This is a genomic window from Microbulbifer maximicatervae (SeqCode), assembly GCF_052467305.1.
In genome coordinates this window covers 4,217,734-4,233,404 of record NZ_CP174306.1, presented here as the reverse complement: position 1 = coordinate 4,233,404, position 15,671 = coordinate 4,217,734, and the positions used below count along the sequence as shown (strand labels likewise).

The following is a 15,671-nucleotide window of genomic DNA, read 5'->3' as shown; positions in this document are numbered from 1 at the left end:
TATATATTTTGAAATTACGTTGTTGACATGATGAACCGAACGGTTCAAGATGTTCTGCATGGATTGTGAAAAGGGCTGTAACTACCGAGTAATAAGTACGACAGGAGGTTCTTAGGGGCTTTACAAGATTCGGTGACACAGGAAGCGATACTTGCTGGTCACAGTTTAGGCCCAATAGAATGTCGAGAGTATATCTATGAGTTGCAAGACTAGTAGTATTGCTGTGGATGTTAATGCGCGATTAAAGTGATAGCTGAAAATAATCAGAAGGTGTTTAACGAATAGAGCCCTTTAGTTGTTTTTCACAGAAAAATTAGCAAATTAGTTAATAGTGATAATAATAGGTAGGTTACTGATATATCTACGTGCCTTAGGCATATATAAATCATTATAGTATTTATTGTTAGGTTTACAATTTTGTAAATTAGATGTCTGCTGAATTCTGAGGTTATCCGGGAATCACCCCTGTATTGGGGAGAGGTAAGTTTTGCCTTTTGATTCACTGCCGCTAATTATAAAGAAGAACTTCTTAAAGTGTATAAATAGACGATTTTTTTATTAATCTCTCGGCTATCTTCAAGTTTTTGTTGATGGCATTAGTGTGCCTTTTTATCAAATTTTGTAGCTGATCTTATATTGGCTATTACGGGATTCTGTGGCCGTAAGTAAATATCCATTTGCTTAGGTTGTTGATTAATTATTTTTTCATCAAGTTGTTTGAAGGAGTTGATTTAATGTCATCCCCCCAATTACCTTCGAATTGGGTCAGCCGTTATGCGGATTGGCTTATTCGATATCGATGGCTGGTAGCCATTGGCGCACTACTGTTAGCCTTTTTTGCGGTAAGTGGAGCAAGATTCCTGGGTTTCAACAATGATTACCGGGCATTCTTTAGTGAAGCTAATCCTCAACTACAAGCTTATGAGCAAATCCAGCGCACTTACACTAAGAATGACAATATTCTGTTTGCGGTAGTGCCTAAAGATGGCAATGCCTTTTCCAATGATGCCCTGGCAGCCGTAGAGGAGATGACCGAGAAATCCTGGTTGTTACCCTATGCGCTGCGGGTGGATTCAATCACCAACTTCCAGCACACCATTGCCGAGGAAGATGACCTCCTGGTACAGGACTTGGTGGAAAATGCCAGCAATTTAGATGCCGAAACCCTGGCCTATATCAAGGCTGTAGCGCTGGCAGATCCCACCTTGAAGGAGCGCCTGGTAAATAGTGATGGTTCCGTTACAGGGATAAATATCACCTTCCAGCTTCCACAAAAATCCATGCATGAAACCCCTGAAGCGGCTGAAGCTGCACAGGCATTGATGGAAGAGATTGAGGCAAAGTACGATGTAGAGGTCTATGCGACCGGTATTATTTTACTGAGTAATGCATTTTTTGAAGCCTCTCAGTCAGATATGAGCACCTTAGTTCCGCTCATGTACCTTGTGATTATTACAGTTGTATTTTTGTTGGTGCGGAGCTTCAGTGCGACTTTTGCAGCGCTGTTGGTTATCGTCTTCTCCATGGCTGCAGGCATGGGTTTGGCCGGTTTTATAGGTGTTAAATTGACACCGCCCTCCGCTTCTGCGCCCACCATTATTATGACACTCGCAGTGGCGGACTCGATACATATATTGGTGAGTCTGTTTGCTGCAATGCGCCGTGGACTCAGCAAGCACGATGCAATTAAAGAGAGCTTGCAGCTCAACATGGGGCCTGTGTTCTTAACTTCGATCACTACCGCCATTGGCTTTTTGTCGATGAACTTTTCCGATGCGCCTCCCTTCCACGATCTGGGTAATATTACCGCGATGGGTGTGATGGTGGCTTTCTTCTTATCGGTTACCTTACTGCCTGCATTGATGGCGATACTGCCAGCCAAGAGTCGCGCCAGTGAATCCAAAATTGGACGCTCCATGGATACTCTGGGAGATTTTGTGATTCGCCGTCAGCGCCCAATATTACTCGCGGGAGTCATTGTCTCGTTGGGATTACTGGCAATGATTCCAAACAATGAGATTAATGATGACTTTGTTGGTTACTTTGATGAATCTGTGGAGTTCCGAACCGATTCAGATTATATCAATGACAACCTATCTGGTATTTACCAGCTGATTTACTCGATCGAATCCGGTGACAACAATGGTGTCAGCAATCCGGAGTTTCTTGCCAATCTGGAGCGTTTCACTGAGTGGATGCAGGCCCAGCCTGGCGTGCGCCATGTCAATACCATTGGCGATACTTTCAAGCGCTTGAACAAAAATCTGCATGCTGACGATCCGGCCTACTACAGGTTGCCTGAAGAGCAGGAATTGGCAGCCCAGTATTTATTACTGTACGAGCTGTCTCTTCCCTATGGCTTGGATTTAAATAATCAGCTGAATGTGGCTAAGTCGTCGACGCAGATTATTGTGACTCTCGATAACCTCAAGTCGAAAGAACTCAAATCGGTAGCGGATGCCGGCAGTAATTGGCTGGAGAAAAACATTGGTGTAACTGCCTATGGTGTAGGTCCGGCGATCATGTTTGCCAATATTGCCGAGCGCAATATGGAGGGCATGTTGGTGGGCACTCTGGTTGCGCTGGTGTTAATTTCTGCACTGATTGGTATTGCCCTGCGCAGTGTCAAACTCGGTTTCTTAAGCTTAATTCCCAACTTGTTGCCGGCCGGCCTGGCATTTGGCCTCTGGGGTGCACTGGTAGCTGAAGTCAATGTGGCTGTCACTATGGTGACCGGTATGGCACTGGGTATTGTGGTAGATGACACAGTGCACTTCCTCAGTAAATACCTGCGCCAGCGCCGTGCAGGCTATAACGTGGAGGACGGACTGCGTTACGCCTTCTCTTCAGTGGGTGTAGCGATAGTTGTGACCTCAGTCATTCTAATTGCCGGATTTATGGTGTTGGCCCAGTCCTCCTTCGGTATGAATTCTTCCATGGCACTTCTGACCGCAATTTGCATTTTGATGGCCTTGCTGGCGGATTTCCTACTTCTTCCGATTCTCTTGATGAAGCTCGATGCCAAGGCGTACGACCCCGCTATCACCCCTATTGAAAATAAGGAGCAAAACTATGCAACCCAGCCGCTCTAATAAACCGTTTTTGACACGGGCCCTAGCAGGTGCCCTGGCTCTGGCAGCTTTATCTGTTTCTGCCAGTGAACTGGATCTGGCCGCAGAAAAAGGTCTGGAAATTGCCAAGGAGGCGGACCGCCGCGACTTGGGATTCGGCGATCTCAGCAACAGCCTAACAATGACCCTGCGCAATAAATATGGTGAGGAGAGTGTGCGGGCTATGCGCACCAAAACTCTGGAGCAGGAAAATGACGGAGATAAATCCCTGGTGATTTTTGACAACCCTCGGGATGTAAAGGGCACAGCATTTTTGTCCTTTACTCATAAAGTGGGCTCCGATGACCAGTGGCTCTATTTGCCTGCCTTAAAGCGAGTAAAGCGTATTTCCTCCAGTAACAAGTCTGGACCATTTATGGGTAGTGAATTCTCCTATGAAGATATCGCCTCACAGGAGGTGGAGAAATACACCTACAAATATTTGCGCAACGAGTCTTTCGATGGCCGCGATCACTTTGTTCTGGAGTTGGACCCGGTTGATCCTAAATCCGGTTATTCCATTCAACACCTTTGGGTTGATACAGAAGAGTACCGCGCATGGAGAACCGACTATTATGACCGAAAAGGGGACCTGATGAAGACCCTCACGATTTCCGACTACAACCAGTACGCCGATCAATACTGGCGAGCTAATAAAATGGAAATGGTTAATCACCAGACTGGTAAGTCCACAGAGTTGTTGTACGGCGACTGGGTATTTGGCAATGGTTTTACCGATCGCGACTTCACCAAAAATAGTCTCTCCAGGGCGAAATAGGGATTGCGCCCATGGTTAACCGAAAAATACTCACTTTGTTGCCACTATTGGCGGCGTTGAGTCATATGGCTGGAGCAAATGAGTTGAGCGGTTATGCGGGCCTGGAGGCCCGCGCATTCACCGCAGACCCTTTGGATTCAGCACAAAGTGATGCCGGTCTTTCTGCGTCTTTAAATCTCGAGTACTACCGGGATTTTGACGATGGAAACCAGCGTGTTGTGGCCAGCGTCTTTGGGCGCTGGGACAGTGAGGATAGCGATCGCAATCACGCGGATCTCGGCGAGCTTTACTGGTGGAAAGCTTACGATAGTTTCGAGCTTTACGCCGGGGTGCGCAAAGTATTTTGGGGAGTTACTGAAACCGTGCATTTGGTGGATGTGATTAACCAGGATGATGCGTTGGAAAATATCGATGGTGAAGACAAGCTTGGTCAACCCATGATTAACCTCCTGATGGAGCGTGATTGGGGAACACTGGAGGTGTACGGTTTACTGGGTTTTCGCGAGCGTCAGTTTGCTGGCCGGGAAGGGCGGTTGCGTGCTCCGCTGCCGGTGGATGAGGATGCTGCGGTCTATCAATCTGACCGGGAAGAGAAGCATATAGATTGGGCCTTGCGTTACAGCCATGTACTTGGAGATTGGGACCTGGGCCTCAGCCATTTTTCCGGCACTAATCGGGATCCATTATTATTGCTTACGGAAGATGGCTTGCTTGCGCCTTACTATGCACAGATCGATCAGACGGGTGTGGACATCCAAACTACCCGTGGAGATTGGTTGTGGAAGTTTGAAGCTATTTCATTTAAACCTCGCGGTGAAGATCGACAGACAGCAGCTGTCGGCGGTTTCGAATATACATTTTATGGTATTGGCGAAACGGTCTCAGATCTTGGGGTATTAATGGAGTATCAATTTGATGATCGTACCGGACCTTGGTCTACGGCCAGTCAAAATGACATTGCAATAGGTGCGCGATACGCCCTAAATAATACCCAGGATACGGAGCTTTTATTTGCCGTAAGTACCGATTTGGATAACGGTAGTCGTTTTTCCAATCTGGAACTGACCCACCGACTAAATGACCGCTGGTTAATGGAAGCTGAGGCGCGTTTTTTCGGTAATGCCGATGAAGAAGACCCTACCTACAATTTGCGCAACGACGACTATTTTCAGCTGGAATTACGTCGCTATTTTTAAAAGTTAATTCTCACAGGAATACCCCCATTCCCACCCCAAAGAGGCAAGAAGTTTTGGGGTGGGCTTTTTTTAGGGAAGTGTATACTGGTCCAGAATTGTGGATAGCTGTTGGTAACTGTTTTTGCCTGCTGTGGTACTGCCCGTGCCTTTATTCAGGGCCACTACGCCTCGGCTTACCGCCATAACCATCGCGGCGAGGGCGGCACAATCGACACCGGCTTGCAATTGGCCATCGTCAATAGCCTTCTGCATACGGGTTTCGATCCGGTTCAGCATATCATTGGTACCCTTTGCTACCAGATCAGCGAGAAATCCTTCACTGGCACCCACCTCCATTGCTGCCATAGTAGCGATACAGCCTTCAGGAGTTTCAGAGCTCTCCATACCAGACTGAAGCATTTCCAGGAAGCCGCCCATGGCTGTGCGGAAGTCCGGGTGATTCAAGGTATCCATAGCATCGCAGGCGTATTGGGTGTGGAAATGTTCCAGACAGCGGCCATACAACCCTTCCTTGCTTTGGAAGGTGTTGTAGATACTGGATTTATTCAGTCCCATGGCCGATTCAAGATCCGACAAGGAAGTTGCTTTGTAGCCTTTTTCCCAGAAAACGCGCATGGCCTTGTCTAGTACTTGTGACTCATCGAACTGCTTGCGCCCACTCATTTATCGTTACCAAACCTCAAAAAAATGATAGTGACACATCAATCTGGGGTGGGCAAGACGAGAGGGGGAGAGTCTCGAAATTATAGGGGTAAATAGGTTTTGGCATGAATAATCCAGCGGATTTGCCGCTTCATGAATAGGTGGTCAGCTTATTTTGTACAAAGGCCTGGTGCTGACTAATGGGCCCCTTTTAACTGGTTACTCAAAGCCTCTGCTGTAAGTGACCAGCTCGTCTTAACCTTTGATTGTTGTTGCCCCGAGGTGGAGTCAGGGCTACCTGCTTGTGGTTCCTAAAAATAGATATTTAACTTATGATTTCGGCCGCGAATGAATAAAGAAGGAATAGGAAATTATGGGTATTTTTGATAAAGCCAAGGAACTCGGTGAAAGGGTCAATGAGTCCGTAACCGCTTTTAGCAGTGATGAAGTAATAGCCAATACCGTTATCAAAGCGGTTGAGAAGCAGGAGAAGGTGAATGCCATTCTCAAAGCCAGGGGATGCAATTATCGTGTTGCGGACATCGATCTGGGGATGGGAATTCCACCAACGGTGACTTTTGGGGTGAGGCGAGTTGATGAGCTGGCAGAAAAAAAGGCTGATGAAAATGGTGTCATGACTTCACCTGCGCCTGAAGAATCCGCCTTATAGTTACCGACTCTCTAAATGATGGTTCCGGAAATTTTATAAAGCGATATTGGAATAAACATTATGAAAATAGTGCGTAGCAGAGATTTTACCGGTAGTAAGCCCTGGGAATCGCAACTTATCGCAAATATGAACGGGATTACCACTAAACTGCATTGGACTAATAAACCTTATATTTGGCATATCAATGATGGCCAGGAAGTCTTCGCTGTTCTCGATGGTCATGTAGAAATGTTTTACAAAGTGGCAGGTAGAACCGAATCGGAACTTCTTGAACCTGGTGATATATTCCACGCTTCTGAGGGCACGGAACATGTAGCTCATCCTGTTGGTGAGGCTCGCATTCTGGTTGTGGAATCTGAGGGAAGTGTCTAAGTTGGTTTTCCTTTCTTAGAAATTAATTAATGTGGTTATCTTATCAAGAGATAGTCATCAATTTGATGGCTTGGATAAGCATTTTGCAATGTTGATTTTGTAACAGTTGAGCATGTCGGAATTTGTCGATTTACTGTCATTTTAATACCACTATTGGATAGAGTAAGTCGTTAATATAAAAAGCTATTTAATCTTCCATATATAAAGCTTATACAGGTTTTATGTAGTTATTTTCTGTTGGGATAACTTCCTTTGTGTAGGGAGGTTGAGCGAGAAATTAAGACTAATAAACTTCAAAAAATTATTTAGCGAACAAGGAGGGAACTGGGATGCTGGAGTTAAGGCCGAACTGTGAGAATTGCGATAAAGATCTACCGCCAAACTCGGAAGAGGCGATGATATGTACTTACGAATGTACTTTCTGCCAGCCCTGCGTCGAGACATTTCTCAGTAACGTCTGCCCTAACTGTGGCGGTAATTTTTGCCCCCGCCCCATTCGGCCCCAGGTTGCACGGCGTAGCGGTGTGGGTATTAGCTATCAACCGGCCTCACAGAAGCGAGTCAATACTCGATTTAGTAAAGATGAAATCTGCTCGTTTACCGATAGCGTGAAAAATATCCCCCCCGCTGATCGCTAAAATAAAGTGACTGAAAGTTGCAGTTTGGTTTTCTGTTGCGAGGTTTACCGAGCTTATCTGGGTCATGCATGGGGTCATGCGGTTTCTTTATAGGGTGAGTTGTCCTCTGTAGTAAGCTTTGGGGCTGGCAATATTTTGTCTGACGCCTTAAGTTATATCGCCTTTTTTAGGGGGAAGTTAGAAGGATAACTATGACGAGTATCGTAGCGGATATCGGTGGGACCAACGCCCGATTTGCCATCGCCAAGCCTGTAGCAGAGGGTTACCAGCTGGAAGAACTCAAAGTCGTTGATTGCCAACGCTTCGAGGGATTTGATGCAGCACTACAGCACTGGCTTGATGGGTTAAACCAGCCGCGCCCGGAAAAGGCGTGTATTGCAGCAGCCGGTCCGCTGGAGATGACTCCAACAGGTGGAAAGGTTTATATGACCAATCTGGGCTGGACTATTGACGCCGGGGAGCTGGCGCAAGAGTTTAGCTTTCCCCACCTAGAGTTGATTAATGATTTTGCCGCCTTGGCTCAGTCTCTGCCCCGTCTGGCCGAATCAGATTACCAGGTACTGCGCGATACTCCCCGGCAGGCAGGTGCCCCTATGGCGGTGCTCGGTCCCGGAACCGGCCTCGGTGTTGCCGGACTGGCTGAAGCCGATGGCCGATACCATGTGCTGGCGGGAGAGGGCGGGCATGCCAACCTGACAGTCTCCACTGAGCGTGAATTGCAGTTGCTGCAAATCCTGATGAAAACCCAGTTACCTGTTTTCAACGAATGGGTTTTGTCGGGCAATGGGCTGGTTAATCTCTATCGCGCAGTTTGCGAGCTGAACGGAGAGACCGCTGAGGACCTGACGCCTCCCGATATCAGCGCCCGAGGCCTTGAAAGTTCAGATCCGCTGTGCCGTGAAGCTCTGATAGATTTCCTGAATTTCCTCGGCAGTGCGGCCGGGGATGCGGCCTTGTACATGGGCGCTCGTGGCGGGGTATTTTTGGGCGGTGGTATACTGCCCAGGATCGCTGAACTGCTACCTGAGAGCGAGTTTGAGCAGCGTTTCCTGACGAAAGGGCGTGTCGCTCAATGGATGGAGGCCGTTCCGGTATACGCGTTGAATGCGGGTTATCAGGCTCTGATTGGCGCTGCAGTACAGCTTGAGGGGTAATTGCCCGCTACTTTTGTTGGGTTATGGCCTGACAAACGTGTATTAAATTACACCTGTGATTGATCTCACACTTTTTCCCGTCTCCTCCCCCCTCGGGGGAGGATGTTATGGATTAGGGGCCGCCCTAGGATGCAGGGTCTCAACATAACGATAAGTCCAGGGAGAAGATGATGAGTCTATCCAATAAAGGTAAAGGGGCGCTCAGACCCACTTTGCTATCTGCTGCCATCGCGGCCTCCGTGTCCACCTCGGTTGGGGCCTATGCTCAGGAGCAGGAAACACTGGAAGAAGTAACAGTTACCGGTATTCGCACCAGCGTTTTGGACTCCGTTGAAGCCAAGCGCGCCGCCGATGTTGTGGCCGATGTGATAGATGCGGGCGCGCTGTCATCTCTTCCCGACCAATCAATCGCCGATGCCCTGGGCCGTCTGCCCGGCGTAACCACCGTGCGATCCAACGGTCAGTCCTCACAGCTAAATATCCGCGGTATGAACGGCGACTTCCTGCAGACCACTCTGAATGGTCGTGAGCAGGCCTCTACCAGTGGTTATACCGAAAGTACTCGCTGGATATCTTTTGACCAGTACCCAGCAGAGCTGATTAATCAGGCGGCGGTCTACAAGACTCCGAAAGCCTCTCATATTGAAGGTGGTGTAGCGGGTTCTGTAGAGCTGAAAACAGCCAATCCTCTCGACGCCGAGAAAGAACACAACTTTAATGCCAATGTACGCATGTCGTTTAACGACGCAGCAGACGACGTCGGTGCCGACGAGTTCGGTGAGCGTGTCACGCTGTCGTACATGGGTAAATTTATGGATGACAAGGTGGGCGTCGCCCTGGGTTATTCCCACCTTGAGCAGCCGAACAACTTTACCAAAGCTCGTGCAGGTGCTGACGATCAGCTCGGATATTTCACTGGAACTACGGAAGATGAAGAGGAAGTAAATGTTCCTCGAGCCTACCAATGGCAGGCTGGAACAGGTACAGATACTCGCGATGGCTATCTGGCGAGTGTTGTATTCCAGCCTACAGATAACTTCAAGGCTCAGCTTGACTATTTCAAGTCTGAATTTGAGCGGATTGATACTCGCCACGGTATTACTGTTGGCAACTTAGAAAAGACCGATGGCTACACCCTTAATGGAATGGTAGATGGGGGAGTTGCAACCTCAGGCACGGCAACTGTCACCGATACAACTGTTGGTCCTTGGTTTGAAGCGCGCTCTGAAGATCAATCCACCCAGGCAGACAGTGACAGTATTGGCTTAAATTTGGAGTGGAGTTTTGCTGATCAGCATACTTTAACTTTCGATTATTCATACAGCGAAGGCACCAAGACTCGCAAGGACCAGATTGTGTCCATGCATGCGTATGACTTGGGGTATGACGGTAGCGGTGAACTGGAGACTTGGCAGGAAGCGGCAAATCAAAGCTTTGCTTACTCAATGAAAGGTGATGGTATACCTTCAGCTGCTTTTGCCGGGGTAGATTTTACTGACCTGGATACTATGCGTCTTTCTCGATATGAGGAGTATCCTCACGAGTACACTGACGAGGTTGAAGCCTTCAAACTGGACTACCAATTTGACTTGGAATGGGGAGCGATCGCCTCTATTGAAGCTGGTCTTCGTTACTCTGAGAGAACTTTTGATTCTGACCGTGGAACCTTCCTGTATGGTAGCCGCGATGGGCAGTATAACGGTTACTGTGAAGACAACCTTTCAGAAATTGAATGTATGCCACAGGAGCTGGATGGTTTCGTAAAAGTTCAATCTGTTGACGGTGCTCCCGATCATTTCGTTATCACTGACATGGATGGTCTTGCGTCAAGCATTTTTGGTGCTGGTAACTACCACGGTGTAAAAACTTTCAGTAATGGTAAGGATTGGACTTACATTGAGTCCGGTGCAGTAACTGAAGAAGTGTTCGCCTACTATGCGATGGCGAATATTGATACCCAATTGGGAAGTATACCCGTAACCGGTAACTTTGGAGTGCGTGTTGTCGAAACAGACGTTAAATCAAAGGGTATCCAAAAAATTGGTGATGGCCTTGGTACCGCGATTACTGATGATCTGGGTGTGACTAGCACCGACTATGGCCATGTCGAGTATGGCCCTGAATATACTGATACCTTGCCTTCATTAAATTTAAACTTTGAGTTATCAGAACAAGATTACATTCGCTTCGCTGCTGCAAAAGTTATGGGGCGCCCACCGGTTGGTCAGCTAAAGGGCGGTGCAGGTTCTTGGAACTCAGCGGGAGAGAATGATTATAATGTTTGGACCAAAGGATCTCCCTACCTCGATCCCTTCCGTGCGAATCAATTTGACTTAGCTTATGAACACTACTTTGAAGATGGTGGCGCGGTTACTGCAGCAATCTTCTGGAAAGATATCGAGAGCCTGATCGAGAAGCAGTATATTTACCTCGACAGCCAGTCTGAGCGTACAGCCTTGTTTGAATCTTTAGGTATCGATGTTCCGGAAGGCTTTGAAGCTGGTGCATTTGAAACCTACGTGAATAATGATAAGGGGGGATATATTCGCGGCATTGAGCTGGCTGGTACCAAAACCTTTGATCAGCTCCCAGGAATTCTATCTGGGCTAGGTATGACCGCTAGTTATTCTTACACAGAAAGTGAGACTGAGGTTACCGGTGGTAATCTCGCTGGCGAGACAATGCCTTTGCCAGGCCTGTCTGAGAACGTCTGGAGTACTACAGTATTTTGGGATGTTGGGAACTTCAGCAGTCATGTAAATGTGCGCTATAGAGACGAATTTACAGAAGTAATGCCAATCCCTGGTAGCTCTACAGTAGTTCCGGCTCGTGAATATACAACTGTGGATGCACAAATATCCTATGCCTTTGATAATGGTATTGATGTTGTTTTATCCGGTAATAACTTGACGAATGAAGCTGATGTGAAATCTTATGGCGTAGATGGCGTCCTCGGTGAATACACTGAGTTTGGGCGTCAGTTTTACCTCGGCTTGAACTATAGCTACTAAGTATCACTGGTTCTTTCGGTGTAAACCGAAGATGTGATAAAAGACCGCCCGCTGAGCTACGCTTGCCGGGCGGTTTTTTTAAATATTAAAGGGCCCGACAATAAGTGCGGTGCCGAATTTTTGAGGGTCGCCATGAGCAATCAACGCAAAAAAATAATTATTCTTGGCGGGGGTACCGCTGGCTGGATAACCGCCAATCTGATGGCGACCCATTGGCAGAATAAAGGGTTTGAAATCACCCTAGTGGAATCACCGGATATTGGGATTATCGGTGTGGGGGAGGGATCAACTCCGCCACTAAAGGGTTTTATGGAGACTATAGGAGTTAGCGAATCGGAGTGGATGCCTGCTTGTAACGCTACTTACAAGGTCGGTATTACCTTTAAGGATTGGTCGGTCAAACCGGGCTTTACCGAGTATGTTCATCCCTTTGTCGGCCAGCCGGACCAATTTACTATTCCGGCATTTTTTCATAATAGTTACCTGCGCAGGAAAGGCGTTGACTTGGAGGGGCATCCGGACCACTTCTTTCTGGCCACTGAGATGATTCGGCAAAAATTATCTCCAGTCGCGCCGGAAAACTTCCCTTTTGAAATTGCCTATGGCTACCATTTTGATTCTGGTTTATTGGGCCAGTTCCTGCGTCGTGTTGCAGAACAGAAAGGCGTTCGCTATAAGGTGGCGACAGTGGCTGGCGCCATGCTCGATGCACAGGGGAATATTGATCACCTGAAAACTACTGATGGTGAGGTTCTTAAAGCGGATCTGTATGTGGATAGTTCCGGCTTTCGTGGAAGTCTTATACAACAATCCCTGAAGGTTCCTTTTATTAGTAGCGCTGAGAGTCTGTTTAACGATTCTGCGGTTGTATTTGCTACAGATCAGGAGAAAGAGTATGCACCGCATACTATTTCTACTGCGATGAAATATGGCTGGGCCTGGAAAATCCCACTGACTAATCGCAATGGCAACGGCTATGTTTATAGCTCTAGCTTTGTCGACGATGACAAAGCAGAAACGGAATTTCGTGCTTACTTGGGGTTGTTGGACAGTGATGTCGAGGCGCGTAGATTAAAGTTCAAGGTGGGGCGGGTTGCCCAACACTGGGCCAAGAACTGCCTGGCGGTGGGGCTCTCCCAAGGCTTTATTGAGCCTTTGGAGGCAACGGCGCTTGATATGGTTCAGGAGACTGTTGTGCGCTTTATAGAGGCCTATAACAAAGGTGATCATACAGATAAGTATAGGGATGATTTTAATAATCGTATCAGCGCTCGTTTTGATGCAGTGCGGGACTATATCGTCTGTCACTACCGTATTAGTTCGAGAACAGATACGGATTATTGGGCTGCCAATGGCACTAATGAAAAGATATCTCCCTCCCTGCGTTCAATCTTGATGTCCTGGATGGCAGGCAAGAATATTACTGATGAACTACTGGATCAAAAGCTGGATGTCTATTTCCCGAATGTATCCTGGAATTGCCTGTTGACTGGCAAGGGGATTTACCCGGGGCAGGAACAGTTGCGTCCAGGTAATGAGTTTGCACATAAATATAAACTGGAAGAAATCAAGGATTTTAACCGCCGCTGTGCTCTGAACTTTATGCCGCACATGGATCAGTTAAATCAATTAAGGGTGGGGTAGAAGAAAATCTGGAATAGTGCTCGGGTTATCTCTGAGCACTATTCCACTTCAATCAGATAGGGAGGTGAATCGTTTTTAATTAATAAATGACTATTCGCTATCCTTTACTTCTATTTTCTCTGATTCTTTTATACGTAGTATGTGCTTTTCTCCACGCTCACCACGAATTTTAACCCGATCTCCAGATTTCATACCTTTGAGCTTGGCCTCATCCGCATCCAGGAAAAAGTAGTGGCCAGTCTGCTCATCTTTCAGGGAAAACTTACGCTCGGATTTTCCTGTTTCAAAATCTTCAGAGATAATTTCTTCCAAGGTGCCAATTACAATCTCCTCTGCTTGTACAAACAGGGAGAAGCTCAATGCAAACGCTATTAGAATGAACTTTTTCATAGTATTTATCCTACGGTAACGGATTTATAGTCTAATCACTGTAACTGACTAAGATAGTGGCCGACTGTTTGTCTGAGGCCATAGATTGAAACTCAATGGTTAAGCCAATATTTGAGTCGGTAAAGCTATCTCCTGGCTCCTTGAGTTCTGCTACATGGTTAAAGAGTCTATTATCGAGATAATGAACAGATACTGAATTTTCCATATGAGACGATGGGTTCAGTATGTCATGGCCTACATGGTAGTTCACGTAGTAGTAGTCTTTTCCATTCTGACTACCCGCACTTTCAACTTTCAACTGCTGGGGCAGATTTCCTGAGAGCTCTCCCGCAGTCAGCTCAATAGCCTCAATCTCCACCTCTTCTGCGCTGCCGGCGGTCTGGGTTACCGTTTGGGTATATTCGGGGAATAAATCATACCAGCCCATGTACTCTCGGTGACCACTGCCAAATAAGCGCGAAGTCCAGGCGTTCCCCATAAAGCTTCCATCTGTTCCATACTCGCTTTCGCCACTATCAATGGTATCGCCATCATTGTTGTTGTCATTGCCGGCATGGCTGAGTCCAATATTGTGGCCAAGTTCATGGCCCATTATTATCTGGTCTGTATAAGCGGTAACGATGCTCCACTTACCACCCACAGAGGCAACACCAGCCCCAATCAGCCCAGCACTCTTGGCCTTTGGCGGGTAGATGTAAACACGGTGGCGCCAGTCGCTTAGATTGATAGGGTTGTTATTGTTATCAACTAAATTGGTTTCCGCCCATTCTGTTGCATTGTCACGCCAAGTGTATCCTCCGTCTGTATATTCTCCTCCCTGGCTGGAGCGGGCTGCCGCATCGTCAACGCTTAAAGTGCCACCGTCTTGGTTATCCGGAATGTTGTAACTGATACAGTCAATGGAGCTATCTTCATTGCTACCTTCTCCATAGCAGTAATGCTCCAGGGAGCTGTCGCTGATGCGATGGCGCAGGAATTTTAGTTGTCCCAATGAATTCTTTAGGTAGGTATTATCGAGAGAGTCTTCATCGTTAAAGACCATATCTGCAATATCAGAGATATCAGTGGTATCTGTAGGTACAGCATCAGAGAAGTTCATGAAAATGAATACGATACTGCTTTCATCAGGCTCTAAAGTGACGACAGAGAAGGTAATCGATTGAGTAGTGCCATCGCTAAGTTGGAATGAAATGGTATCTTCTGTCGTTTCACCATTTTTTAAACTGTCTGCAGAATCATTCAGGCTGTATTCCCAATCTCCGTTGCTGTATAACTTGAAATCGCCGTAGGATCCGTTAAGAGTTTCCTCGACAAACTCCGGAGTATTGCCATCGACATCCTCCAAAAGGAATGTTCCTGAAGAAAATTCCTTACCTTCAACAATCAAAGTGGCCAGTGGGCTGGCGGGGTTGAACGTGTAGGCATCGTCGTAACCGGTTATGGAAATGGATATAGTGGCTTCTGAATCACTGGAGCCGATACCAATATTAAATGCGTCGGTCACTAATTCTGAGCCAGCAATTGGATCGGATAGTTCACTGTCCAAGGTATAGGTCCAGCTGCCATCGCTGGATATTTCAAGCTCTCCGTAAGTCCCTTGAAAATTTCCGGATTCAAAGGTTTGATTGCTGTTTGAGTTATCGACCAGTTGCCCTGAAACCGTTGTCTCGACATCTTCACTGACGCTGCCGCTGTCACCGCTTATGCTAGGCGAGTCATCGCCGTCGTCGTCATCCGAATCTGAACTGTCATCATCAGAGCTGGAGCTGTCATCATCAGAGCCAGTATTGCCATCGTCATCATCGCCGTCAGAGTTTGCCCCTGAATCGCTATCGCTGCTTACTGGAGTGCCGTCAGGTTCGTTGTCATCGGAGCTTCCGCCCCCACCGCAAGCAGTAAGAAATACAGATAAACTGATAGCCGTGAGTAACTTCAGTGAATAGGTCATATCGCCTCGATAGATCCGTTAAACCAAATGTAATTGGCGCGGAGTATAAAGAGCTGTCAGTCATATTCTGTGATGGCTGGCTTGCTTTTGAGGCTGATCTTTTGCTTGAGCAAAAAAT

The 15,671-nt window shown here is 47.2% G+C and carries 12 protein-coding genes; 9 read left to right on the top strand and 3 right to left on the bottom strand.

Translation table 11 applies throughout. From position 1 onward, the window contains the following. The first annotated feature begins 734 nt into the window (after window positions 1-734). The 3 genes from ACJJI4_RS18395 to ACJJI4_RS18385 are packed head-to-tail and all read left to right on the top strand — an operon-like array spanning window position 735 to window position 5,084. Window positions 735-3,092: an efflux RND transporter permease subunit gene (locus ACJJI4_RS18395; protein ID WP_444926068.1), complete on the top strand. Its 2,358-nt coding sequence runs from the start codon at window positions 735-737 to the stop codon at window positions 3,090-3,092. Beyond that, window positions 3,073-3,888, top strand: coding sequence for an outer membrane lipoprotein-sorting protein (locus ACJJI4_RS18390; protein ID WP_444926067.1), 816 nt, complete (start codon window positions 3,073-3,075; stop codon window positions 3,886-3,888). The genes ACJJI4_RS18395 and ACJJI4_RS18390 overlap by 20 nt, the downstream gene beginning before the upstream one ends. A gap of 11 nt (window positions 3,889-3,899) precedes the next feature. Then, window positions 3,900-5,084 (top strand): hypothetical protein, encoded by a 1,185-nt coding sequence (locus tag ACJJI4_RS18385; RefSeq protein WP_444915382.1) that lies wholly within the window; start codon window positions 3,900-3,902, stop codon window positions 5,082-5,084. A gap of 69 nt (window positions 5,085-5,153) precedes the next feature. Here the strand turns inward: ACJJI4_RS18385 and ACJJI4_RS18380 are convergent, their stop codons facing one another. Beyond that, a complete protein-coding gene (locus ACJJI4_RS18380; RefSeq protein WP_444903287.1) occupies window positions 5,154-5,747 on the bottom strand; it encodes a TetR/AcrR family transcriptional regulator in 594 nt (197 codons plus the stop codon). 352 nt (window positions 5,748-6,099) lie between these two features. Here ACJJI4_RS18380 and ACJJI4_RS18375 point away from each other — a divergent pair, with 352 nt between their 5' ends. The 6 genes from ACJJI4_RS18375 to ACJJI4_RS18350 all read left to right on the top strand — a co-directional run bounded on the left by ACJJI4_RS18375 (window position 6,100) and on the right by ACJJI4_RS18350 (window position 13,215). Beyond that, the gene (locus ACJJI4_RS18375) at window positions 6,100-6,396 is read left to right on the top strand and encodes a hypothetical protein (RefSeq protein WP_413663518.1); all 297 of its coding nucleotides are present in this window, start codon (window positions 6,100-6,102) and stop codon (window positions 6,394-6,396) included. 60 nt (window positions 6,397-6,456) lie between these two features. Beyond that, entirely contained in the window at window positions 6,457-6,768 is a 312-nt protein-coding gene (locus tag ACJJI4_RS18370) for a cupin domain-containing protein (protein WP_413663517.1), read from the top strand. A 329-nt stretch (window positions 6,769-7,097) separates the two neighbouring features. Beyond that, entirely contained in the window at window positions 7,098-7,406 is a 309-nt protein-coding gene (locus ACJJI4_RS18365) for a DUF1272 domain-containing protein (RefSeq protein ID WP_413663516.1), read from the top strand. A gap of 191 nt (window positions 7,407-7,597) precedes the next feature. After that, complete coding sequence (gene glk / locus ACJJI4_RS18360) at window positions 7,598-8,560, top strand: glucokinase (RefSeq protein WP_413663515.1); 963 nt, start codon at window positions 7,598-7,600, stop codon at window positions 8,558-8,560. 167 nt (window positions 8,561-8,727) lie between these two features. Then, complete coding sequence (locus tag ACJJI4_RS18355; RefSeq protein WP_444926066.1) at window positions 8,728-11,571, top strand: TonB-dependent receptor; 2,844 nt, start codon at window positions 8,728-8,730, stop codon at window positions 11,569-11,571. Between the two features lie 132 nt (window positions 11,572-11,703). Further along, window positions 11,704-13,215: a tryptophan halogenase family protein gene (locus tag ACJJI4_RS18350; RefSeq protein WP_444895934.1), complete on the top strand. Its 1,512-nt coding sequence runs from the start codon at window positions 11,704-11,706 to the stop codon at window positions 13,213-13,215. A gap of 90 nt (window positions 13,216-13,305) precedes the next feature. On the opposite strand, the gene ACJJI4_RS18345 is transcribed toward ACJJI4_RS18350, so the two are convergent. After that, complete coding sequence (locus tag ACJJI4_RS18345) at window positions 13,306-13,605, bottom strand: hypothetical protein (protein ID WP_444926065.1); 300 nt, start codon at window positions 13,603-13,605, stop codon at window positions 13,306-13,308. Window positions 13,606-13,636: 31 nt separating this feature from the next. Next, window positions 13,637-15,553: a VCBS domain-containing protein gene (locus ACJJI4_RS18340; protein WP_444926064.1), complete on the bottom strand. Its 1,917-nt coding sequence runs from the start codon at window positions 15,551-15,553 to the stop codon at window positions 13,637-13,639. Between the last annotated feature and the right edge of the window lie 118 nt (window positions 15,554-15,671).